Below are 20,612 nucleotides of genomic sequence, written 5' to 3'. Positions count from 1 at the left end.
CAGGAGAGAGGCAGAACATGTCCCGCGTCAACACGGTCCTGGGCCCGATCGCGGCCGAGGAGCTCGGCCTCGTCGCCGTCCACGAGCACATCGGCTACGGCATGCCCGGCTCGGAGCTCGACACCCAGTGGTGGAAGACCCCCGAGCAGCGCTACGAGGAGACCGTCCCGAAGCTGCGCCGGTTCGCCGAGTACAGCCGGGAGTACGGCGGTTGCACGTTCGTCGACGCCACCGGGATCTGCAACGGCCGCGACGTCGACTACTACAAGTCGCTCTCGGCGAAGACCGGCGTCCACATCGTCGCGGCCACCGGTTTCGTCGGCGGCGACACCGCGCTGCGCTTCTTCGCCGACGCCACCGTCGACTACCTCATGCGCCAGTTCGTGCACGAGATCACCGTCGGCATCGGCGACACCGGGAGCAGGGCCGGGATCATCAAGGTCGGCGTGAGCCGCGGCTTCCGGATGAGGGAACTCGACCTGCGCATCTACCGCGCAGCGGCGCGCGCCGCGCTCCTCACCGGGGTGCCGATCTTCACCCACCTGGCGGTGGACGTGGAGCCGGCGCTGGCGGTCTTCGCCGAGGAGGGGCTGCCGCTGGACCGCGTGCTGTTCGGGCACGCCGACGACGGCGTCAGCCAGGGCAGGGTGAACGAGACGGCGATCCTCGGCGGGGGCGGCCGGATCGGCTTCGACACCTTCGGCTACGACCTCGAGCTGCCGGACCCCCCGTTCTGGGGCCGCCACCGCCGCGAGCGGCTCGAGCACTTCCTCCGCCTGATCGGCGAAGGCCACGTCGACCAGGTGCTCGCCTCCGCCGACGCCAACTGCAGCCCGCTGGGCTGGCCCGGCGTCGAGGGGCACACCGTCAACTACATCTACGAGCAGCTCATCCCCGACCTGAGGGCGGAGGGCATCGACGACGCCATGATCCACCGGATCTTCGTCGAGAACCCCGCCGACTTCCTGACCCTCACCACGAACTGAGAGAGAACGACCATGGACATCACGAACCTGGAGATCGCCGTCGTGGGTGCGGGGTACGGGGGCGCCACCGTCGCCAAGGGGCTCAGCCTGCAGGGCGCCGACGTCACCGTGTACGAGCAGGCCCCCGCGATCGGCGAGGTCGGTGCCGGCATCGGCCTGCGCCCGTCGACCATGGACCTCTTCCGCCGGTGGGGGATCTTCGACGCGATCGCCGCGGTGAGCTCGCCGAGCGACTACTTCGAGATCCTCACCGCCACCGGCGACCCGATCGCGAAGGACTCGTGGCCGGGAATGGACGACTACGAGGTGAAGACCCACACCCATCTCATCCACCGCGGCGACTTCATCGACGCTCTCACCGGTGTGCTGCCCGAGGGCATGATCCGTCTCGGCCACAAGCTGGAGAGCCTCGAGGACCGCGGGGCGAGCACCGTCCTCCGGTTCACCAACGGCGAGACCGTCGAGGCCGACCTGGTCATCGGCGCCGACGGCATCAAGTCGACGGTCCGCCAGCAGCTGTTCGGCGACCACGAGCCGGTGTTCGCCGGTGAGCACGCCTACCGCGTGGTGATCCCGACCAGCGCCGCCCACGGGACGGTCGTCGACGACAACCTGCGCATGTACATCGGCCGCGGCACGAAGGTCTACCTGCTGCCGCTGCGCCACCGCGACGGGCTGTCCTTCGACATCACCGCCCTGGACCCGGACGGCACCTGGGCGCCGACGGTCACCGGGGAGGACCTCCTGGCGACCGTTGAGGGCTTCGACGAGCGCATCGTCGCCATCGCCCGCGACCTCGACATGGCGGCGGTCAACGTCCGCGCCGTCTACGACATCGACCCGGTCGACACCTGGCACACCGACTCGGCGACCCTGCTGGGCGACTCGGCCCACGCGATGCTGCACCACCAGGGCCAGGGCGCGAACTCCGCGATCATGGATGCCGGCGCCCTGGTCGACGCCCTGCTGGCGGCCGACTCGGTCCCGGCGGCGCTCGCCGCCTTCCAGGCCGAGCGCAAGCCCGTCACCGACGAGCTGCAGGCCATCTCCCGCCACGGCTGGACCGATGACGAGCTCGAGGACGTCTTCCCCGGCCAGAAGCCCGCGGCGCAGGCGACCCGATGACCCTGCACCCCCAGGTGGCCGCGGCGCTGGCCTCGATGCCCGCTCCCCCGCCGGGCCCCCTCGACCCGGTCGCCATGCGCGCCGCCGAGGAGGCGCAGGTGCCGCCGGTCGCCGAACGGCTGCCGCTGCACGCGGTCGAGGACCGCACCGTGACCACGCCGGCCGGCGACGTCCCGGTGCGGGTCTACACGCCGGCCGAGTCCGACGCGTACGGACTGCTCGTGTACTTCCACGGCGGCGCGTTCTTCCTGGGCAGCCTGGAGACCCACGACCACATCGCGCGGTCCCTGGCGACGGCCACCGGGCTCAGGGTGGTCTCCGTCGGGTACCGGCGGGCGCCCGAGGCGGCGTTCCCCGCCGGGCTGCAGGACTGCTACGGCGTGGTCCGCTGGGCCGCCGAGCACGGCGAGGAGCTGGCCTGGGACGGCCGGACCCTCGCCGTCGCCGGGGACAGCTCCGGCGGCACCTTCGTCGCCGCCGTCGCCGCGATGGCCGCCGACGACGGGTTCGACCGCATCACCCACCAGGTGCTCTTCTACCCCTCCCTGGACCTGGACCTCGACGTCGACCGCTACGCCTCCCTGCGGGAGAACGCCGAGGGGTACGGGCTGGAGACGGCCGGGCTGAAGCCGTTCAACGCCTTCTACCTCGACAGCGGAGCCGACCCCGCCGACCCCCTCGTCTCCCCGATCAAGCGGGCCGACCTCGCCGACCTCCCGCCGGCCCTGGTCGTCACCGCCGAGCACGACCCGCTGCGGGACGAGGGCGAGCTCTACGGCCGGCGGCTGCAGGAGGCCGGGGTGGACGCCACGGTGAGCCGCTACGCCGGCGCCAACCACGGGTTCGTCGTCAACTTCTCCTGGATCCCGGAGTTCTCCCGGGTGTTCCAGGAGACCGCCGACTTCCTGAAGCGGAGCTGATCGCCGTGGCCGCGATCCACCCGCTGGTCTCGCCGTGGGGCCGGTTCGGGCTCTACAGCTTCTTCCTCGACGCACCGGAGCCGGCCATCGTCGACACCGGCGTCGCCTCCTCCCCCGCCGAGGGCATGGCCCCCGCGCTGGAAGCCCTCGGCCGCCGCATCGAGGACGTCCGCTGGATCCTGCTGACCCACGGCCACATCGACCACGTCGGCGGCGCGCACGCCCTGTGGGAGCTCACCGGCCGGCGCGCGCAGGTCGTGATCGCCGCGGCCGACGCGCCGCTGCTGCGCTCCCGCCGCGCGCACGTGCAGAACTACCTGGACGTGCGGGCGCGCTACCTGCACGACCCGGAGGCCGAGGCCAGGCAGACGGCGATGGCCGCCGGCGCGATCTCCGGCGAGATGGAGCCGACGGTGCTCGTCCGCGGCGGCGAGACGCTGTCCCTGGGCGGCGACGTCACCGTCTCGGTGCACGCGATCCCCGGCCACACGGCCGGGTCGGTCGCGTACGTCGTCGACGGCCAGGACGACGTGTTCGTCGGCGACGCCGTGCAGGTGCACGGGGCGGCCAACGGCTTCCCGGGGTTCGAGGACCCGCGTGCGTACCGCGCCGGCCTGGAGCACCTGCGCGACGTCGTCCGCCCGCGGCACCTGTACCTCGGGCACCCGTACCGCACGGCCGAGGGCGTCCCCTACGGCGTCGAGCTGGACCGCGAGCAGGCACAGCAGGCGCTGCAGGGCAGCCTGGACATCGAGGCCCGCGTCTCCGCGGCCGCCGCCCGGTACCTGGCCGACGGGCTGCGGGAGACCGACTCACCCCACTCCCCCTTCGCCCCCGTCGCCGAGGAGCTCGGCTACACCGGCGATCCCACGCTCGAGCCGTCGCCCTTCTTCACGACGCTGCACGGCTACCGCGAGCTGTACGAGAACGAGGAGTTGCGTGCACATGGCTGACATCCGGCAGGTCCAGGCCGGCACCCAGACGATCAGCGTCCGCAAGGACCTGCGCGTCCCGATGCGCGACGGCGTCACGCTGGCCGCCGACGTCTACTCCGGCGTCGGGGACGAGCCGCGCCCGGCGCTGGTCGCACTCAGCCCGTACGGCAAGGAGCTGCAGGCCCTGGCGCTGACCATGCCGCCCCAGCGCCGGCCCAGCCCCATGTGGGACGGCTGCATCGAGGCCGGCGACATCGCCCGCGTGGTCGCCGAGGACTACGCCCACGTCATCGGCGACCTCCGCGGCTCCGGGGCGTCGGAGGGCGAGCACGTCGGCAACTACAACGCCGGCGGCGTGTCCCTCGGCCAGGACGCCTACGACCTCATCGAATGGGTCGCCGAGCAGCCGTGGTGCGACGGCAACGTCGGCATGATCGGCATCTCCTACTTCGGGTCCATGCAGGTGCTGGCCGCGGCCGAGCGCCCGCCGCACCTCAAGGCGATCTTCGTCAGCGGTGGGCACTTCGACTTCTACGAGACCACCTATCACGGCGGCGTGATGTGGTTCATGCCGCGCGCCGCCCGGGAGGGCCGCGGCGGTGACTCCGGCTGGGCCTTCACCGACCGGATCACCTCGCGGATGCTCGAGACGTACTCCCCCGAGGAGGTCGCCAAGCGCGTCGCCGAGCGCCTGCAGGACCCCGACGTCGCCGCCTGGCCCAACCTCGTGCACCTGCTGCACTACCCCGAGCACCACGAGGCCTGGTTCGACATCGTGCTCAACGAGCTCGACGGCGACTGGTACGAGGAGCGCAACCCGATCAACCTGGCCCAGGACATCGACATCCCGGTCTACCTGCAGATCGACCAGGGCCGCGGCTGGACCGTGGACGGGCACATCGAGCTGTTCGAGACGCTGAAGGGCCCGAAGAAGCTGGTCATCGGCTCCTACCCGCCCATGCAGTCGCGCCCCTGGGTCGAGGAGCACGACGAGATGTTCCGCTGGTACGAGTACTGGCTCAAGGGCGTCGACAACGGGATCATGGACAAGCCCGCCGTGAACGTCTTCGTCGAGGGCTCCCGCGAGGTCGTCACCGCCGCGCAGTGGCCGCCGAGGGACGTCGAGTACCGGCCGCTGTACCTGCGTCCCCGCGGCAGGCTCTCCGGCGGGCCGGAGCTGATGGGCCCGGAGCACGCCGCGCCGGACGGCTGGTACCAGGCGCCGCTGACGGTGACCGACGAGGTGCAGATCCTCAGCTGGAGCACCGCGCCGTTCGAGGAACCCACCGAGCTGATCGGCGCCGGCGCGGCGCACCTGTTCATCGAGATCGACCAGCCGGACACCAACGTCATCGTGCGGCTGTGGGACGTCGCGCCGAACGGCCGGCGCCAGCTCATCACCACCGGCTACCTCAAGGCCTCGCACCGCGAGCTGGACGAGGAGCGGACGACCGAGGGCAATCCCTACCACCCGCACACCCGCGCCGTGCCGGTGGAGCCGGGAGCGATCGAGGAGTACGTCGTCCGTCTCTACCCGTTCGCGGCCACGTTCCTGCCCGGTCACCGGCTGGTGACCGAGCTGTCCAACGACGAGCCCCTGGCTGACGAGCACAACTCGCTGCTGCCGCCGGACGCCTTCCACCTGCCCGTCGGCCGGCCGGTCACCCACAAGGTCTACCGCGACGCCCGCCACCCGTCGCGGCTCGTGCTGCCGTTCACGACGCGGGTGGCAGCCGCGCGGTAGCGGGACCACCGGCCGGAGCGGACGGGTCGTCCCCGTCCGCTCCGGCCGGTGGTCCCGGTCTCAGGCGGCCTGGAAGGACCGCCGGGAGAGGCCGACGCCGTAGCCGTCCAGCGTCGTCAGCACCGGCGCGGTGGGGTCGGTGGCCGCGCCGAGGGCGACGAACAGCGGGGTGAAGTGCTCCACGGTCGGGTGGGCGTAGGGCATCCCCGGCGCGGCGGTGCGGAACCGGGCCAGCTCGTCGACGTCGCCGCGCGCCAGGGCGTCGGCGGCCCAGGCGTCGAAGTCCGCCGACCAGCCGGGCACCCGGTTCTCCCGCCACATCTCCCGGGTGAGGAACGGCAGGCCGTGGGTCATGTGGCCCGAACCGATGACCAGCGCGCCCTGCTCGCGCAGCGGCCGCAGCCGCTCGCCGAGCGCCAGCAGCGTCCCGGGGTCCTCGGTGGGCAGGCTCACCTGCAGCACCGGGACGTCGGCGGCCGGGTACATGATCTTCAGCGGCACCCAGGCGCCGTGGTCCAGCCCGCGCCGGGCGTGCTGGTGCACCTGCTCGGTGTCCGGCATCAGCCCGACCACCTGGCCGGCCAGCTCGCCGGCGTCGGGGGTGTCGTAGCGGAAGGTGTGGTACAGCGGGTCGAAGCCGCCGAAGTCGTAGACCAGCTCGCTCGGGTGGGCGGCGCTCACCGACAGCGGCGCGGATTCCCAGTGCGCCGAGACGACCAGGATCGCCGTCGGCTTGGGCAGCGACCGGGCCCAGCCGTGCAGCGGGTCGAGCCACTCGGGGTCGGCGAACGGCAGCGGCCCGCCACCGTGGGACAGGTACAGGCTGGGCAGCGGCCCGTCCTCCGGCGTCCAGGCCAGGTGCGGCCGCTCGGCCTCGAGGGCGGCGACGCGCTGCAGGTGCGCGGCGAACGGGTGCGCGGCCGGGATGCGGGCGTCGGCGACGGCGGTCGCGGTGGGCGGCGTGGTGGGGGCTGGCGTGGTCATGCGGACTCCTCGGAGGTCGTGGCGGAACGGGTCCCCGGGTCAGGCGCGCACGGGCTGGGCGGTCCGACGGCGGCCGGCGAGCAGGTGGTCGACGCTGTAGCGCCCGCCGCCGAGGACGGCCAGCAGCAGGGCGGCCGCGCCGAGCACGAGGACGAGTTCGTAACCGCCCTGGTCGACGAAGAGGCCGGCGCCGGCGTGGACGAACGCGAACGCGCCGATCATGTCGAGAACCAGCAGCAGGCCGGCGACGGGGACGGCGACGCCGAGGACGAGGGCGGCGCCCCCGACGAGCTCGACGAGGGCGGCGGACCACGCCGCGGCCGAGGCGGCGGGCACGCCGGCCTGGTCGAGGAACGCGGCGGTGCCGTCGATGCCGTTGGTGACCAGCTTCTGCCAGCCGTGGGCGACGAAGACGAGGCCGACGGCGACACGGGTCACGAGGACGGCGAGGTCACGGGCGGGAGCGGGGAGGGTCATGGCGGGTCCTGTCTCGGGGAGGGCGGATCGGGGGCGGGATCGTGACGGGGCGGCGGCGGGGGTCAGGCGGCGACGGCGAACCCGCCGGTCCAGGCGATCTCCTCGGCGGCGGCCAGGCTGATCTGGAGGAAGCCGAGGGCCTCCATCTCGCGGGCGCGGCCAAGCGAGCCGGCGTCGATGGCGCGCAGGCCGCCGGCGGTGACGATCCCGGCCAGCAGCGACTTCGCGTCGGCGTCGTCGCCGGCGATCAGCACGGTCGTGGGCAGCGCGCCGACGGTGCCGGAGGACAGGGTGGCGGCGAAGGTGGTGTTGAACGCCTTGACGACCCGGGACCCGGGCAGCGCCGTGGCGATCTCCGCGGCGGCGGAGCCGTCGGCCGGGACGACCAGGGAGTCGAAGGTCTCGACGTCCACCGGGTTGGTGATGTCGACGACGATCTTGCCGGCCAGCTCGGCACCGCGCTGGGCGACGAGGTCGGCGACGGCGCCGTAGGGGACGGCGAGGACGACGACCTCGCCGGTGACCGGCGTGCCGACGTCGGCTCGGCCGAGCAGCTCGACGGTGTTGCCGCCCCTGCTGACGGCGGCGGCGATGGCCTGGCCCATGGTGCCGGTGCCGATGATGCTCACGTGTGCCATGTCGGTGCTCCTGCCGTGGATGATTGGTTGTAGCGACAACTTCTGCTCCGTACAGCAGAGTTGTCGCTACAACAATTCCCGACGAGGATGTGACCGTGGACACTCCCTGGCTCGACCGGCGTCAGCTGCGTGCGTGGATCCGGTTGCGGGCGGTGCTCGAGCTGCTCCCGGGCGCCCTCGACACCCAGCTGCGCCGGGACGCCGATGTGACGGAGTTCGACTACTACGCGCTGGCGATGCTCTCCGAGGCCCCCGGCCGCACGTTGCGGATGACTGAGCTGGCGCGGCAGACCAACGCCACGCTGCCCCGGCTCTCGCACGTGGTGAGCCGCCTGGAGGCCCGGGGCCTGGTGGAGCGCTTCCCCTGTCCCGACGACCGCCGGGCGACCAACGCCCGGCTCACGGATGCGGGACGGGCCAAGGTGCAGGAGGCGGCGCCCGGCCACGTCGCCACCGTCCGGCACCACGTCATCGACGCGCTCAGCGACGAGCAGATCGACCAGCTCGCCCGGATCGGCGACGCCATCCTGGCCCGGCTCGACCCGACGGGCTCGATGGCCGCGACCTACACCCGCTACGACGGTGCGCCCGGCGCCGAGGCGCCTCGCTGACCGGCCTGCCGCGGTGACCGCGGGCGCGCCGACGTCCGCTCGCCGGCCTGACGCGTGCTCAGGCACCGCCGTCCCGCAGGCCCAGGCGGGTGCGGCTCACCTAGGGTGCCAGCCGTGAGCCTCCGCGAAGCCCAGAAGCGCCTGACCCGTGAGCTGCTGCTCAGGGAGGGGCTGGGCCTGTTCGAGTCGAAGGGCTACGCGGCCACGACCATCGACGACATCGCCGCCGCGGCCGGCACCACGCGGCAGACCTTCTACCTGCACTTCGCGTCGAAGGCCACCTTGATGAAGGAGCTCATCACGGCCGTCGACCAGCTGCTCATCGCCGAGGACGACCCCCGGCTGGCGGCCGTCGTGGCGTCCGGCGACCGGGAGCAGATCCACGCCTGGCTCGGCACCAAGATCGACCAGTGGCCGGCCATCAAGCCGTACATCATCGCCGCACACGAGGCGGCGGCCCAGGACGCCGAGATCCGCGAGGCGATCGACGTCTGGTTCGAGAGCGCGATCAGCGACATCCACCGGGGCCTCGACGCGGCGGGCCGGTTCACGTCGTCGTCGCGCCGGGTCCGCGGCACACTCGCCTTCGGCCAGCTGGAGTTCGCCTCGCGTCGCTGGATGCGCCACGGGTGGGACGTCGACCGCGACGAGACCCACGCGGTCCTGACCGAGTCCTGGTCCGCCCTGCTCGTCGACTGACCCGCGCACCCGGCGTCCCCCGCTGCGCGCCCGGGGTGGTCCCCCGCGCCGCGGACGCCGTCGGCCGCGACGACCGCGCGGCCACGTCGGGCACGATGACGGCATGCCGACCACCGCTGCGCCCGAGACGGCAATTCTGCGATGACCGCTGCGGCCGCCCCGGCGCCGCGTCGCGTCGTCGTGGGGGTGGACGGTTCGGAGTCCTCCGCCCGGGCGGCCGTGTTCGCCGCGGAGGAGGCCCGTCGCCACGGGCTGCCGCTGCTGGTGGTGCACGTGACGCCGTGGCGGGCGGGGGGCGACGCGGTCCCGGTGACCTCCGCCGAGGCGCAGGCGCAGTTCCGGGCCAGCGCCGTCCGGCTGGTGGAGGCCGCGGCCGACCACGTCCGTCAGTGGACCGGCATGGCCGAGGTCTCCGTGTCGGTCGTGGACGACCACCCGGTGGACGGGCTGCTCGCGCTGTCCGCCGAGGCGGCCCTGCTGGTCATCGGTGAGCGCGGGGCCGGGGGGCTGTCCGGGGTGCTGCTCGGGTCCACGGCCGCGGCGGTGGTCCAGCACGCCCGGTGCCCGGTGATCGCCCTCCCCGACGACTGGCAGGGCAGCGGGAACGGGCAGGGGCCGGTGGTCGTCGGTGTCGACGGCCGGCCCGGGGTGGACGAGGTCCTCGCCGTCGCCGTCGCCGGGGCGACCAGCCGCGGCACCGACCTGGTGGTCCTGCACGCCTGGCACGACGCCGCCCTCGAGGTGGCGCTGGGCCGATACGGGGGACTCGTCGACTGGGACGCCGTGGTGGCGGAGCGGCGGCGGCACCTCGCCGCGCTCGTCGCTCCCTGGCGCACGCGGGCCGCCGGCATCGAGATCCGGGAGGTCGTCGTGCGGGAGCGACCGGCCGCCGCGCTGCGGAACGCCGCCGTCGGGGCCCAGCTGCTCGTGGTGGGGCACCGCCCCCGCGGCGTGGTCGCTCGGCTGGGGTCGACGACGCTCGGCGTCCTGCACCGTGCGGCCTGCCCGGTCGCCGTCGTGCCACTGCGCCCGGACAGCTGACGGGGCCGGTCGCGTCGAGGGCGTCGACCCGCCCGGCGCCCGCTCCCGACCGCCGGGGACCGCAGCGCGGGACGACGTCGACCGCGAGCGGAGCCGACCGCCGTGCGCCGCATCCCGGCGGCGCGCGGTGGGTCGGCCGACGGCGGGCAGCTACTCGCGGGCCAGCCACACCTCGGCGCTACCCTGCGGCGTCGTCCGGTGCTGCACCGGATCGGCCCGCTGGTAGACGCCGAACCACCGCGGGCCGTCGTAGACGAGCAGCGACGAGGCCAGCTGCTCGGCGGGCACGTCGTCGACCTCGCGATGGCGAGGCCCACCCCAGTGCAGGATCAGCGGCACGCGGCGACCGTAACCCACCCGCGGAACGAGACATCCCCCGTCACGGCGTGGACGGGCGCCCCGCCGGGGCGACGGGGCGGTCAGCGGAGCTGAGGAGCCGGCCGGCCGCACGGCCTCCTCGTGCAGGCCGGCGTCGACCTGCACCTCGGAACTCCCGCCCAGCCGGCCATGGAGGAGCTCGTGCGGGGTGACACCGACCCGGCCCTGGGCCGCTGGCTCGCCGTCGAGGGGTTCGTGTCGCTGGCCCCGCACGAGAGCGCGCGTGCTCCCACGCCGCGCCCTTGAGCCGATCGGGCAACTGGAGTAGAGATCGGGCCCACCGCTGCCCCGGGAGGCCGCCGTGAACCGCAGGCACCGTCTGCTCCGTTCCGCGATCGCTGCTGCGGCCGCCGCCGCGGCCGGCCTGATCACCAGGTCGATGGTGAAGGCCGTCAGCGCTCCCGAGGACCGGACGAGGTAGGCGTTCCCCGCCACGCGCCGGGTCACCGGCCGGACGGTCAGCCGCGTCGCGTCGGACCTCCTCGACTCCCGTGGTCGCCGGGCGCCGGCTCATCGGGCCCGTCCAGGGCACCGGGCCGCCGGCGGCGGACGTGCGGCCGCCGGCTCTCGCGCCAGTACATGAACGCGAAGAGCACGATCACAGCTGCCACGACGACCACGAACACCAGGGTCAGGCTCACTTCTCATCTCCACCTTCCCATCGAGCGACCGTGGCGGGACGGTAGGAGTGACCGGGACGACCCGGTGCCGGCCGGGGGACGCTTTACCTGCTTCTTGCCAGATCCACAGGTGGCTGCCAGGTTGCCGCGCCCCGGCCTGCCGGTCGCGCCGGGTGCGACGCCGTTCGTGGATGCGGTGACAGGGCCCCCGGTCCCTGCATCCTGGCGGCTGCCGGCTGCCGGCTCCCGCGTCCCCTGCGGCGCCGGCGCGGAGGCGGTGTTCGTGCGCACTCGGATCATCGCCCTGGCCGTGCTGGCCTCCGTCGTGGCCACGGTCCTGTTCGCCGTGCCGCTGGGCATCGCGGTGTTCCGGCACCTGGTCGGGCAGGAGCGCGGGCACCTGCTGCGGGTGGCCAACGACGTCGCGATCACCGTGGCCGACGACGTGGAGGCCGGCGCCGACGACGACCTCCTGTTCGCGGCCGCGCCGGTCACGCACGGCGAGGACATCATCGGCGCCGTCCTCGTGTCCGAGTCCCGCGCGGACGTGTACGGCGAGCTGGTCCTCACGCAGGCGTCCCCGCCGGTGTCCACCCTGCTCCTGCCCGCGGCCACCGAGCCGCGGGACGAGCGGGCCGACGCCGGCACACGGGCCTCGATCAGCAACCGGTGAGGGGACGGCCGGCGAGCTGCCCCGGCTACGGGCCGGCCGGGCCGCCGTCGACCCGCTCGCGACTGCGCGGCGAGGTCTCCCGGACGAAGTCCCTGATGAGCTCCGCGAGGAGGGCCGGCTGGTCGCGCATGACCCAGGTCCGGCTCCCCGGGACGGGGGCCAGGCGCGCCTGCGGGAGGAGCGCCGTCAGTCGATGGGCGTGCTCGTACGGGAACAGCCGGTCGTCGGTGGGCCAGGCGAGCAGGGTCGGGCGGTCGAAGTGCGACAGCTCGGCGGCGACGTCGTCGAGCAGCCGGCGGTCGCGGAAACCGCACAGCACCTTCCGCGCGTCCCGGCGCACCCCGGCGTCACTCCGGTAGGCGTCCAGCCAGTCGTCGATGAGGTCGTGCGGCAGCTCCCCTGTCGTGAGCCAGCCGTAGGCGGAGGGCAGCCGACGGAGGGCGCGCACCCGCATGCCGGCCATCAGCGGCCGGACGGCGTGGAGCCGTGCCGCCAGGATGAGCCCGGTGAACGGCGACGGCGGGAAGTTGCCCGACGTCTCGCAGCCGGTCAGCACCAGGCGGGCCAGCCGTTCGGGATGGCGTGCGGCCACGACCTGGGCCGTTGCCCCACCCGTGTCGTTCCCGACCAGCGTGACCTCGGTCAGGTCCAGGGCCTGGAGCAGGTCACTGACCAGCCGGGCCTGGCCGGGGAACGTCAGGTCGGCGTCCGGTGCCATCGCCGCGCGGTGTGCCCCGAGGGGCAGGTCCGGAGCGATGCAGGTGAACTCGCCGCTCAGCTCGTCGACCAGCGGCTGCCAGAGCCGGTGGTCCTGACCGAACCCGTGGAGGAACACCACCGGCCGCCCCCGGCCCGTCCGCGCGTACTCCAGCGTGCCCTGCGGCAGGTCGACTCGCACAGCTCCCCCTCCGCGGCCCGACGACCTCCTGCCGGGACCCGCCGGGGACGGGCGCCCGTCGCCGAGCACCCTCCTCCCCCACGGGCCGCCTCGGGAGGGGCCGCACCCCGGTGACCGGCAGCACGGCGCGCCGCAGCTGTGCCTGCCGGACCCGTCACTCCCGGGGACCAGCACCACCGGGTCCCGTCAGGCCGCCGCCCGGAGCACGCGGCGCACGATCCGCGGGTGCAGCAGGGACGACGACGGCCGCTCGAGGTTGATGACCCGCCCGAACGCGCGGACGATCTCCTCGTCGTGGTGCAGGCCGCGCTCGAGCCGGGCGAGGTAGCGGTTGGTGAGCGCGGTGCCGATCGGCTTGCGGCCCTCCGTCGCCGGGAACCGGAAGTCGCCGCCGACCGCGACGGTCCACGGGATGTCGATGGAGCGGGCCGCCCGCCGGAAGAACCGCGTGGCCAGCTGCTCCAGCCCCGTCTCGCCCAGCGCGCGGCGCAGATCGGTGGCCTGCATGGCGGCCGAGGAAATCCCCTGGCCGTAGGTGGGGTTGTAGCTGGCGATGGCGTCGCCCATCACGATCAGTCGCTCCGGGAACCGGGGCAGGCGCTCGTACCGGTGCCGCACGCCGGCCGGGAACCGGTGGGTGACGATCGGCGAGACCGGCTCCAGTCCCCGGATCGCGTCGTGGATGTCGCTCGCGGCGAACGTCCTCGCGAACTCGAGGAACCCCGCGTCGTCCGAGGGAGGCAGGTTGCCGAGGCGCCCGGTGAGCGTCACCATCCAGCGGTCCCCCTCGACCGGCACCACCATCCCCTGGCGCCCGTCCGGGGCCGCGTGCTGGATGCCGATGGCCGCCCGGTCCCAGTCGATGGACTCCCTGGCGTAGAAGCGCGACGAGTACCCGATGCCCACCCTCACCTCGTCGCGGGGCACCGGCCCGTACCCGGCCTGCTCCAGCCACGACGCGACGGCCGATCCCCTGCCGCGGGCGTCCACGACGAGATCGGCGTCGAGCCGGGTGGTCCCGCCACCGGCTCCGTCGGTCACCTCCACCCCGACCACCCGGTCGCCGGACGGGCTCGCGACCAGCTCGCGGACCGTGCACCCGGAGCGCACGGAGACGGTGCCGATCGAGCTGACCCGGCGGCGCACACACCACTCGAACAGGGGGCGGGTCGCCCAGAGCATCCGGTAGGGCGAGCTCGTCCGCCGGACGTAGCCACCGCCCAGGTGCCAGACCAGGCTGCGACCGGGGTCGAAGCCGACGCCCCCGGCGGCGAGCACCTCGTCGGTGAAGCCGGGGAAGAGCTCCTCGAGGCGGGCCCGGCCGGCTTCCTGCAGGAAGTGGATGTGGCGCCCCTGCGGCACCGCCTTGCGCGGCACGGGCCCCGTCGGCAGCTCGTCCCGGTCGAGCACCGTCACCGCCGAGAAGTGCTCGGACACGACCCGGGCGGCCAGGAGACCGGTCATACTCCCGCCGACCACGACGGCGTGGCCGCCGAGACGGCCGGACCCGGCCGTGGGAGCCGTACGGAGCGGGACGGCCAGGCCGACGTCGACAGGTGCGTTCATCGTTCACGACTCCAGGAGGCGAGCGGGGACGGGTGGGGTGCTGCTAGACGACGTTGGTCAGCCGCAGGAGGCGGGCGACCGCCCCCGGCCGGATCCGCCCGGGGAAGGCGATGTACTCGGGTGCGACGGTCACCGGCTGCCACTTGCGCTTCCAGGCGACCGCGCCGGCCGTCGGGTAGAGCCGCTCCCCGTGCTCGGCCAGCAGGCGGAGCAGCAGCGCCCCGACCCGGCTGTGCGGCGGCTCCGCCGGGGAGCTGGGCAGGCCGAGCTCGGCGAAGGGCGTGAAGCCCAGGTGGAAGTACGGGGCCCCCTCCCCCTGCAGGCGCCTCATGACCGCCCACACCTGCAGGTCCCCGACGTCGGGCGCGCCGGGCAGGAGGCGGTTGAGGTCGTAGAGCCAGCCCGGCTGCCGGCCGAAGGCGGGAACGCACTGGGAGTAGCCGAGCACGCAGCCGTCGACGTCCACGACGAACAGCCGGCGCTGGTCACCGGGAGGACCCGACCGGCTCCCCACCATGAAGCGCAACGGCTTCGCGGACTTGCCCGACGGACCCAGCCACCGGTCGTCGACGGCGTCGAGCTGTCGGCGCAGCCGGTCGCTCCAGGGCAGGTCGACGCCCACCTCCAGCACCCGCCCGCCCGCCCGCTCGCCACGCCGCACGCCCTGACGCACCTTGCGCATGGCCGGGCCCTCGAGCGTCGCGGCCGCCAGGTCCACGGCGTACGTCGCGCCCATCTGGTCCAGGACGAAGCCCCGGTGCGCGAACAGGTCCAGGCAGCGCTCCGGCACCTGCACCGCGACCACCCGCTGGCCGGCCCGGGCGGAGTCCCGGAGGAAGCGGTCGAGCAGCCGCGGCTCGGCCGCCGCGTCGCAGACGGGGCCGCCGAAGACGAAGCGGTGGCGGCCGGCGCGGCGGTAGGCGACGAACCCGGGCACCTCGTCGTCGACGAAGAACTCGTTGCCCGGTGCCAGGGCGAGGAACCCCGAGGGGTGGTCCCCGAAACGCCGGAGGTGGTCGAGAGCAGCCGGGGGGGTCGGCGCGGCGGTCCGCTGCGGCACCGGTCAGCCCACCGGTGCGCCGGCCGGGCACGGTGCCTCCACCGCGACCCGCCGAGCCTCGCTCGCGCGCTCTGCCCGGGCACCGCGCCCGCCGGGCCACCAGTTGGCGCGCCCCATGAGCACCATGAGCGCCGGCAGCAGGGTGCTGCGGATGACCATGGCGTCCACCAGGACCGCGACCGCGAGCCCGATGCCGAACATCTTGATGATCGACACCGACGACGTCGCGACGGCCACGAAGACGATGGCCATGAGCACCGCGGCCGTGGTGATCACCCCCGCAGACCCCTGCAGACCCCGGGCGACCGCCTCCCGCGTCTCCCAGCCCGCCTCGTGCTCCTCCTTGATCCGCGAGATGACGAACACCTCGTAGTCGATGGAGAGGCCGAAGGCCACGCAGAACATGAGGATCGGCGTCGTCGCCTCGAGGACACCCGTCGCGGTGAACCCCAGGAGGCCGGACAGGTTGCCCTCCTGGAACAGCCACACCATGAGGCCGAACACGGCCGTGAGGCTGAGGGTGTTGAGGACGACGGCCTTCACGGGGATGAGGACCGACCGGAACGTGCAGGTGAGGACGACGAGGTTGACCAGGACCACCAGGACGATCGCGAGGACCATGCGGTCGGCGATGGCGGCCTTGGCGTCCACGACGCTGGCGGAGTCCCCGCCGACCAGGACGGGGAACGGCGGGTCGACGGACCGGATCCGCTCCACCACCTGCTCCGCCCGGCTCCCGAGGGGCTCCACGTCGAGCGCGGCGGAGAACCACGTCCCCTCCTCCGCGGCGAACCGCTCGGAGAGGGCGGTGGGCGCGGCCACGACCTCACCGGCCGCGTAGGAACCCGTCAGCGCGTCCACGCGGGCGACGTCGGGCACCAGGGACACCCGCCGCGCGAAGTCGTCGATCTCGCTCCGGGCCGAGGCGGGGTCGCCGGCCCCGGGCGCGACGATCGCGATCGGCTGGGCCTCCTGGCTCGAGAAGTCCTCCCGCAGGGTGTCGTTGAGCGCCCGCGCGCTGTTGCCCGCCGGCAGCGCCCGGTCGTCGGCCGCGCCCGGCACCAGCTGCAGGAAGGGCAGGAGCAGCACCGCCAGCAGGGCGGTGATCACGACGGCGACCAGTCCCGGCCGCCGCATGACCCGGTGGGAGAAGCGGTACCACCAGTCCGGGGCCGCCGCGTGCTCCGGGGTCCGGCGCAGGCTCAGCCGGTTGACCCGGGGGCCGAGCAGCGAGAGGAGGGCGGGGATGACGAGCAGCGCACCGAGCACCGCGCCGGTGACGACGGTGATGCCGGCGAGGCCGAAGGACCGCAGGAACATGTGGGGGAACAGCAGCAGTGCGGTCAGGCTGCCGATGAGCGTCGCCGCGCTGACGGCGATCGTCTTGCCGCCGGTCTGCATCGTGCGGACAAGCGCGGCCGCGGTGCTCGGCTGGCGGGGCAGTTCCTCACGGAACCGCCGGACGAGGAAGAGGCTGTAGTCGATCGCCAGGCCGAAGCCGAGTGCCGTGGTGAGGTTGAGGGCGAAGATGTGGATGTCGGTGACCTGGGCCAGCACCTTGAGCGACACGTAGGCCACGAGCACGGCCAGGATGCCGACGAGGACCGGTATGCCGGCGGCGACCACCGAGCCGAAGACGACGACCAGCGCCAGCAGCGTCAGCGGGACGACCACGCGCTCGGCGGTCCGCAGGTCGCCGTCGATGGTCTGGGTCAGCTCGTGGGACACGATCAGCGGGCCCCCGACCTGGACCTGCAGCGGGCCGCTCGCGCCCTCGAGGTCCTCCTCCAGGGCCAGCGCCCGCTCGATGGCCGTGTCCTGCTCACCGGTGACGCGGGCGATGACCAGCGCCTGGTCCCCGTCCCGCGAGGCCAGGGAGGGGGCGTTCGCCGTCCAGTACGAGTAGACGTCCGCGACCGCGTCCTCGGCCGCGATCCTGCGCGTGAGCGCCACGCCGGCCGCGGTGACGTCGGGATCGCCCACCTGGCCGCCGTCCGCGGTGACGAGGACGACGAGGTTCGGCGGCTGGATGCCGAACTGCGCCGCCGCCTGCTCCAGCGCCTCGGCCGACTCCCCGATGGCCGGGACCGAGGTCCCGCCACGGAGATGGGTGGCCACGTCCCGCCCGGCGACTCCGCCGAGCAGGACGAAGCCCGCCGCGACGAGCAGGATGACCACGCGGAACCGGACGACGACCTGCGTGAACCGTGTCACGTGTCCTCCTCGCGTCGGGGGTCGTGCATCGCACCGCTCCTTCTCGTGTGGGAGCCGCCGGCGCCCCCGCGTGATACGCGGCCGGGCAGCGGCGACCGGGTCGCCTCGGTGCCGGGACGTGGTCCGCGGGAGGCGCCGGCGGGGTGGGGTCGCGGTCGTCGCCTCACAGGGACAGCGGTGCGCCGGCGAGGTGGCGGGCCAGCGGCCCGACGGCGGCCGCCCGGGACGGCGGGTGGTAGGCCAGGGCCCGGGTCGCGGCCAGCATGTAGGCGATCTCGGGCGACTCGATGAACGCCATGCCCCCGGCGACCGCCGTGGCCGCCATGACGACCCGCTCGATCGCCCGCTCGGTGGCGAACCGGACGTAGAGGGCGCGGGCCAGCAGGACCTGGTGGTCCTCGCAGGTCGGCGCCACGGTGGCCACGTGCTCGAGCGCAGCGGCCGCCGTCTCCAGTTCGATCGCCAGCCCGGCCCGGTCGTCGTCGGAACCGCGTCCACCGGCGATCACCCGCCCGGCCAGGTTGGCCGCCGCACCCAGGTAGGACGCCGAGACCAGCGTCTCGAACCAGACGAAGCCCCGGGCCTGCACCGGGTCCATCGCGACGCCGTCCTGCGGGTGGAAGACGCAGGCGTCCGGCACGAACACCCGGTCCAGGCTCACCTGGTCGCTCTCCGCGCCGGCCAGCGCGGTGCTCCGCCAGAACGGCGACCGCTCGATGCCCGCCGAGTCGGCCGGGATGAGCACGACCGCCATCCGGTCGGTGTCCCCCCGCGGGTCGCGCACCGCGACGCTGGCGCTCATCAGGTCCATCGACCACGTCAGGCTGCACGGCTTCTTGACGCCGGTGACGAGGATGCCGCCGTCGACGGGGACACCGCGCATCGTGGGGCTCAGGATGTGCTGGCCCGGTCGCCCCTCGGCGAAGCCCGAGCTGAGCAACCAGTTGCGCTCGGCGATCGCGGCCAGCACCGCCCACTCGAAGCCGCTGCCCATCGCGGTGAGCTCGACCAGCGAGGCGACGGAGAAGTGGTGCATCGTCGTCGCCACGGCCAGCGACGGCGACCGGCTGCCGAGCGCCCGCTGGACCCGGACGGCGTCGACCATCGACGCACCCTTGCCCCCGTACTCGGCGGGCACGAGCAGGGCGGGGCCGTTCCGCTCGCGGAACAGCTCCAGGGCGCCCGAGCGGGGTCGCTCCAGGTCCAGCAGCGGGACGGCGGCCAGGGCGTCGTCCAGTCCGGGCAGGTGCCGCTCGAGGGTGCCGCGGTCGGCCGCCAGCAGGTTCACGCCGCGCTCCCCGACAGGACGCCGACCTCGGTGTCCACCACGTCGACGGCGCCGACCAGGCCGGTCACGATCGACACCGTGTTGTCGACGAGTGCGCGCACCGCGATCGGCTCGAGCGCGTCGGCCAGACTGGGGATCCCCAGGTCCAGGCGCGCGGTGAAGACGACGTCCGATCCGCCGGTGACGTCGGCGCACCGCCAGGAGCCGTCGAAGACGGGGATGTCACCCTCGGTCTGGGCGAAGGTGATGGTGTGCGCGGCCCGGTCGAACCGGTCCTGCTCCGTCCAGCGCAGGATGCCCGCCCGGAAGGTGACCTCCCAGGAGGACACCGAGGTGACGTCGTCGACCTCGGTGACGGTGACGCTGCGGACGGCGGGGCTGAGCTCGGGATAGCGGGCGAAGTCGGTCAGGGTCCGGTACACGTCGGCGGCCGGACGCGCCGGTACGTGCATCCGGAGCAGGACTGTGCGCATGGGTCTCCTCGGGGTGGGGCGGGGGACGAGCGGTCAGGCGGCGGACGGGACGGTCGCCCCGACCCGCCGGGCGGCGGTGTCCAGGGCACGGGCGAGCCAGTCGAGGTCGGCGGTGTCGAGCACCGCCGGCGGGGTCAGGCGCAGGACGTTGCTGGAGTTGAGCGAGTAGGAGGGGATGACCCGCTCGTCGAGCAGCCGGAGGAGGAACTCGGTGGCCACGTCGGAGGACCGGAACTCGATCCCGATGAGCAGGCCCTCGCCGCGCACCTCGGTGACCAGGTGCGGGCAGTGCCGGCTCAGCGCCTCGTCGGCGAGGTCGCGGACCTGCGGTCCCAGCCGGCGGGCGCGCTCCAGCAGCCCCTCCGACTCGATGACGCGGATGGTCGCGGTGACCGCGGTGGCGGCGAGCGGGCTGCCGGCGAACGTGGAGGAGTGCAGGAGCGGGTCGGCGTTCAGGGGGGCGAACACCCGTTCCGTGGCCACGACGCCCCCGACCGGCACCACACCGCCCCCGAGCACCTTGCCGGCGAGCAGCACGTCGGGGGTGACGCCGGCCAGGTCGGCTCCCCACCAGGAGCCCAGTCGGCCCATCCCGGACTGGATCTCGTCCAGGACCAGCACGGCGCCGACCTCGTCGCAGGCGGCCCGGACCGCGCGCAGGTAGCCCTCCGGCGGGACGCGGACGCCGCCCTCGGCCTGCACCGGCTCGAGCAGGACGGCGCAGTCGCCGGTGAGCCGCGCACGGAGCGCCTCGACGTCGCCGAAGGGCACGAAGGCGACGTCGGAGAGCAGCGGCTCGAACGGCCGCCGGTACTGCGGCCGCCCGGTGACCGACAGGGCCCCCAGGGTCTTGCCGTGGAAACCGCCGTGCATGGCGACCACCGAGCGCTTGCCCGCCAGGCGGGCGAGCTTGAGGCCGACCTCGGTGGCCTCGGCCCCGGAGTTGGTCAGGAAGACGTACTCCAGGCCGGGCGGGGTGATCGCGGCCAGGGCCTCGGCGGCCTCGGCCAGCTCGGGGTTGAGGAACAGCCGCGTGGCGAGGGGGTTGCGGACGAGCTGGGCGCGCACCGCCTCGACCACCCGCGGGTGGCAGTGGCCGAGCAGGAACACCCCGAAGCCGCCGCAGTCGAGGTAGGTGTGCCCGTCGCCGCCGTGGACGTGGCTGCCGGCCGCGCCGACCTCGACCGGCGTGGCGGTGAGCCGCGCCAGGCGGGCCAGCGAGGTGTTGACGTGCCGGCTGTACCGGTCGAGGACGCGGTCGCGGTCGGTGTCGGCGGGCACC

The 20,612-nt window shown here is 74.0% G+C and carries 22 protein-coding genes; 10 read left to right on the top strand and 12 right to left on the bottom strand.

All coding sequences use genetic code 11. The features are described 5' to 3' along the window. The first annotated feature begins 17 nt into the window (after positions 1 to 17). The 5 genes from CRP39_RS10875 to CRP39_RS10855 are packed head-to-tail and all read left to right on the top strand — an operon-like array spanning position 18 to position 5,710. Positions 18 to 986 (top strand): phosphotriesterase family protein, encoded by a 969-nt coding sequence (locus CRP39_RS10875; protein ID WP_097206412.1) that lies wholly within the window; start codon positions 18 to 20, stop codon positions 984 to 986. 12 nt (positions 987 to 998) lie between these two features. Beyond that, positions 999 to 2,111, top strand: a complete 1,113-nt coding sequence (locus CRP39_RS10870) for an FAD-dependent oxidoreductase (protein WP_097206411.1) — start codon at positions 999 to 1,001, stop codon at positions 2,109 to 2,111. Next, positions 2,108 to 3,031, top strand: a complete 924-nt coding sequence (locus CRP39_RS10865; RefSeq protein WP_097206410.1) for an alpha/beta hydrolase — start codon at positions 2,108 to 2,110, stop codon at positions 3,029 to 3,031. Before CRP39_RS10870 ends, CRP39_RS10865 begins: the two co-directional genes overlap by 4 nt. A gap of 5 nt (positions 3,032 to 3,036) precedes the next feature. Continuing rightward, entirely contained in the window at positions 3,037 to 3,984 is a 948-nt protein-coding gene (locus tag CRP39_RS10860; RefSeq protein WP_216359695.1) for an MBL fold metallo-hydrolase, read from the top strand. Then, positions 3,977 to 5,710 (top strand): CocE/NonD family hydrolase, encoded by a 1,734-nt coding sequence (locus CRP39_RS10855; protein ID WP_097206409.1) that lies wholly within the window; start codon positions 3,977 to 3,979, stop codon positions 5,708 to 5,710. The genes CRP39_RS10860 and CRP39_RS10855 overlap by 8 nt, the downstream gene beginning before the upstream one ends. Before the next feature lie 60 nt (positions 5,711 to 5,770). Here CRP39_RS10855 and CRP39_RS10850 read toward each other — a convergent pair whose 3' ends face one another. From CRP39_RS10850 to CRP39_RS10840, 3 genes are all read right to left on the bottom strand, one after another. Next, positions 5,771 to 6,694, bottom strand: coding sequence for a dioxygenase family protein (locus CRP39_RS10850; protein ID WP_097206408.1), 924 nt, complete (start codon positions 6,692 to 6,694; stop codon positions 5,771 to 5,773). 39 nt (positions 6,695 to 6,733) lie between these two features. Continuing rightward, positions 6,734 to 7,171 carry a DoxX family protein gene (locus CRP39_RS10845; RefSeq protein WP_097206407.1) on the bottom strand — a complete coding sequence of 146 codons (438 nt, stop codon included), beginning with the start codon at positions 7,169 to 7,171 and terminating at the stop codon, positions 6,734 to 6,736. Positions 7,172 to 7,233: 62 nt separating this feature from the next. After that, complete coding sequence (locus CRP39_RS10840) at positions 7,234 to 7,809, bottom strand: NADPH-dependent F420 reductase (RefSeq protein ID WP_097206406.1); 576 nt, start codon at positions 7,807 to 7,809, stop codon at positions 7,234 to 7,236. 95 nt (positions 7,810 to 7,904) lie between these two features. Between CRP39_RS10840 and CRP39_RS10835 the strand changes: the two genes are divergently transcribed. From CRP39_RS10835 to CRP39_RS10825, 3 genes are all read left to right on the top strand, one after another. After that, positions 7,905 to 8,420 carry a MarR family winged helix-turn-helix transcriptional regulator gene (locus CRP39_RS10835; RefSeq protein ID WP_097206661.1) on the top strand — a complete coding sequence of 172 codons (516 nt, stop codon included), beginning with the start codon at positions 7,905 to 7,907 and terminating at the stop codon, positions 8,418 to 8,420. A 114-nt stretch (positions 8,421 to 8,534) separates the two neighbouring features. Then, entirely contained in the window at positions 8,535 to 9,119 is a 585-nt protein-coding gene (locus tag CRP39_RS10830) for a TetR/AcrR family transcriptional regulator (RefSeq protein ID WP_097206405.1), read from the top strand. A 141-nt stretch (positions 9,120 to 9,260) separates the two neighbouring features. Further along, positions 9,261 to 10,160 (top strand): universal stress protein, encoded by a 900-nt coding sequence (locus tag CRP39_RS10825; protein ID WP_097206404.1) that lies wholly within the window; start codon positions 9,261 to 9,263, stop codon positions 10,158 to 10,160. Positions 10,161 to 10,310: 150 nt separating this feature from the next. On the opposite strand, the gene CRP39_RS10820 is transcribed toward CRP39_RS10825, so the two are convergent. Beyond that, the gene (locus CRP39_RS10820; protein ID WP_097206403.1) at positions 10,311 to 10,499 is read right to left on the bottom strand and encodes a hypothetical protein; all 189 of its coding nucleotides are present in this window, start codon (positions 10,497 to 10,499) and stop codon (positions 10,311 to 10,313) included. Between the two features lie 120 nt (positions 10,500 to 10,619). On the opposite strand from CRP39_RS10820, the gene CRP39_RS26775 reads away from it, so the two are divergent. Continuing rightward, complete coding sequence (locus tag CRP39_RS26775) at positions 10,620 to 10,784, top strand: hypothetical protein (RefSeq protein WP_172442385.1); 165 nt, start codon at positions 10,620 to 10,622, stop codon at positions 10,782 to 10,784. 212 nt (positions 10,785 to 10,996) lie between these two features. Here the strand turns inward: CRP39_RS26775 and CRP39_RS10815 are convergent, their stop codons facing one another. After that, a complete protein-coding gene (locus CRP39_RS10815) occupies positions 10,997 to 11,179 on the bottom strand; it encodes a hypothetical protein (RefSeq protein ID WP_097206402.1) in 183 nt (60 codons plus the stop codon). Between the two features lie 262 nt (positions 11,180 to 11,441). Here CRP39_RS10815 and CRP39_RS10810 point away from each other — a divergent pair, with 262 nt between their 5' ends. Then, positions 11,442 to 11,831 carry a hypothetical protein gene (locus CRP39_RS10810; RefSeq protein WP_143426608.1) on the top strand — a complete coding sequence of 130 codons (390 nt, stop codon included), beginning with the start codon at positions 11,442 to 11,444 and terminating at the stop codon, positions 11,829 to 11,831. Between the two features lie 25 nt (positions 11,832 to 11,856). On the opposite strand, the gene CRP39_RS10805 is transcribed toward CRP39_RS10810, so the two are convergent. From CRP39_RS10805 to CRP39_RS10775, 7 genes are all read right to left on the bottom strand, one after another. Beyond that, positions 11,857 to 12,729 carry an alpha/beta fold hydrolase gene (locus tag CRP39_RS10805; RefSeq protein ID WP_172442394.1) on the bottom strand — a complete coding sequence of 291 codons (873 nt, stop codon included), beginning with the start codon at positions 12,727 to 12,729 and terminating at the stop codon, positions 11,857 to 11,859. A 186-nt stretch (positions 12,730 to 12,915) separates the two neighbouring features. Next, positions 12,916 to 14,295: an NAD(P)/FAD-dependent oxidoreductase gene (locus tag CRP39_RS10800; RefSeq protein ID WP_097206399.1), complete on the bottom strand. Its 1,380-nt coding sequence runs from the start codon at positions 14,293 to 14,295 to the stop codon at positions 12,916 to 12,918. A 43-nt stretch (positions 14,296 to 14,338) separates the two neighbouring features. Continuing rightward, the gene (locus tag CRP39_RS10795; RefSeq protein ID WP_097206398.1) at positions 14,339 to 15,355 is read right to left on the bottom strand and encodes a DUF2156 domain-containing protein; all 1,017 of its coding nucleotides are present in this window, start codon (positions 15,353 to 15,355) and stop codon (positions 14,339 to 14,341) included. 3 nt (positions 15,356 to 15,358) lie between these two features. Further along, positions 15,359 to 17,569: an MMPL family transporter gene (locus CRP39_RS10790; RefSeq protein WP_172442393.1), complete on the bottom strand. Its 2,211-nt coding sequence runs from the start codon at positions 17,567 to 17,569 to the stop codon at positions 15,359 to 15,361. Positions 17,570 to 17,732: 163 nt separating this feature from the next. After that, positions 17,733 to 18,857, bottom strand: coding sequence for an acyl-CoA dehydrogenase family protein (locus CRP39_RS10785; protein WP_097206396.1), 1,125 nt, complete (start codon positions 18,855 to 18,857; stop codon positions 17,733 to 17,735). Next, positions 18,854 to 19,330 (bottom strand): type II toxin-antitoxin system RatA family toxin, encoded by a 477-nt coding sequence (locus tag CRP39_RS10780; RefSeq protein WP_097206395.1) that lies wholly within the window; start codon positions 19,328 to 19,330, stop codon positions 18,854 to 18,856. The genes CRP39_RS10785 and CRP39_RS10780 overlap by 4 nt, the downstream gene beginning before the upstream one ends. Before the next feature lie 33 nt (positions 19,331 to 19,363). Continuing rightward, entirely contained in the window at positions 19,364 to 20,611 is a 1,248-nt protein-coding gene (locus CRP39_RS10775) for an aspartate aminotransferase family protein (RefSeq protein ID WP_097206394.1), read from the bottom strand. Between the last annotated feature and the right edge of the window lies 1 nt (position 20,612).

It is taken from the genome of Geodermatophilus sabuli (genome assembly GCF_900215145.1).
In the GTDB taxonomy this organism is placed as follows: Bacteria; Actinomycetota; Actinomycetes; order Mycobacteriales; family Geodermatophilaceae; genus Geodermatophilus; species Geodermatophilus sabuli.
This window is presented reverse-complemented; position numbering and strand designations above follow the sequence as displayed.

What these genes read in the sequence shown, in the direction of transcription:
- CRP39_RS10875 (WP_097206412.1), top strand. Translation starts at nt 18, where the DNA reads ATGTCCCGCGTCAACACGGTCCTGGGCCCGATCGCGGCCGAGGAGCTC.
- CRP39_RS10870 (WP_097206411.1), top strand. Translation starts at nt 999, where the DNA reads ATGGACATCACGAACCTGGAGATCGCCGTCGTGGGTGCGGGGTACGGG.
- CRP39_RS10865 (WP_097206410.1), top strand. Translation starts at nt 2,108, where the DNA reads ATGACCCTGCACCCCCAGGTGGCCGCGGCGCTGGCCTCGATGCCCGCT.
- CRP39_RS10855 (WP_097206409.1), top strand. Translation starts at nt 3,977, where the DNA reads ATGGCTGACATCCGGCAGGTCCAGGCCGGCACCCAGACGATCAGCGTC.
- CRP39_RS10850 (WP_097206408.1), bottom strand. Translation starts at nt 6,694, where the DNA reads ATGACCACGCCAGCCCCCACCACGCCGCCCACCGCGACCGCCGTCGCC.
- CRP39_RS10845 (WP_097206407.1), bottom strand. Translation starts at nt 7,171, where the DNA reads ATGACCCTCCCCGCTCCCGCCCGTGACCTCGCCGTCCTCGTGACCCGT.
- CRP39_RS10840 (WP_097206406.1), bottom strand. Translation starts at nt 7,809, where the DNA reads ATGGCACACGTGAGCATCATCGGCACCGGCACCATGGGCCAGGCCATC.
- CRP39_RS10825 (WP_097206404.1), top strand. Translation starts at nt 9,261, where the DNA reads ATGACCGCTGCGGCCGCCCCGGCGCCGCGTCGCGTCGTCGTGGGGGTG.
- CRP39_RS10800 (WP_097206399.1), bottom strand. Translation starts at nt 14,295, where the DNA reads ATGAACGCACCTGTCGACGTCGGCCTGGCCGTCCCGCTCCGTACGGCT.
- CRP39_RS10780 (WP_097206395.1), bottom strand. Translation starts at nt 19,330, where the DNA reads ATGCGCACAGTCCTGCTCCGGATGCACGTACCGGCGCGTCCGGCCGCC.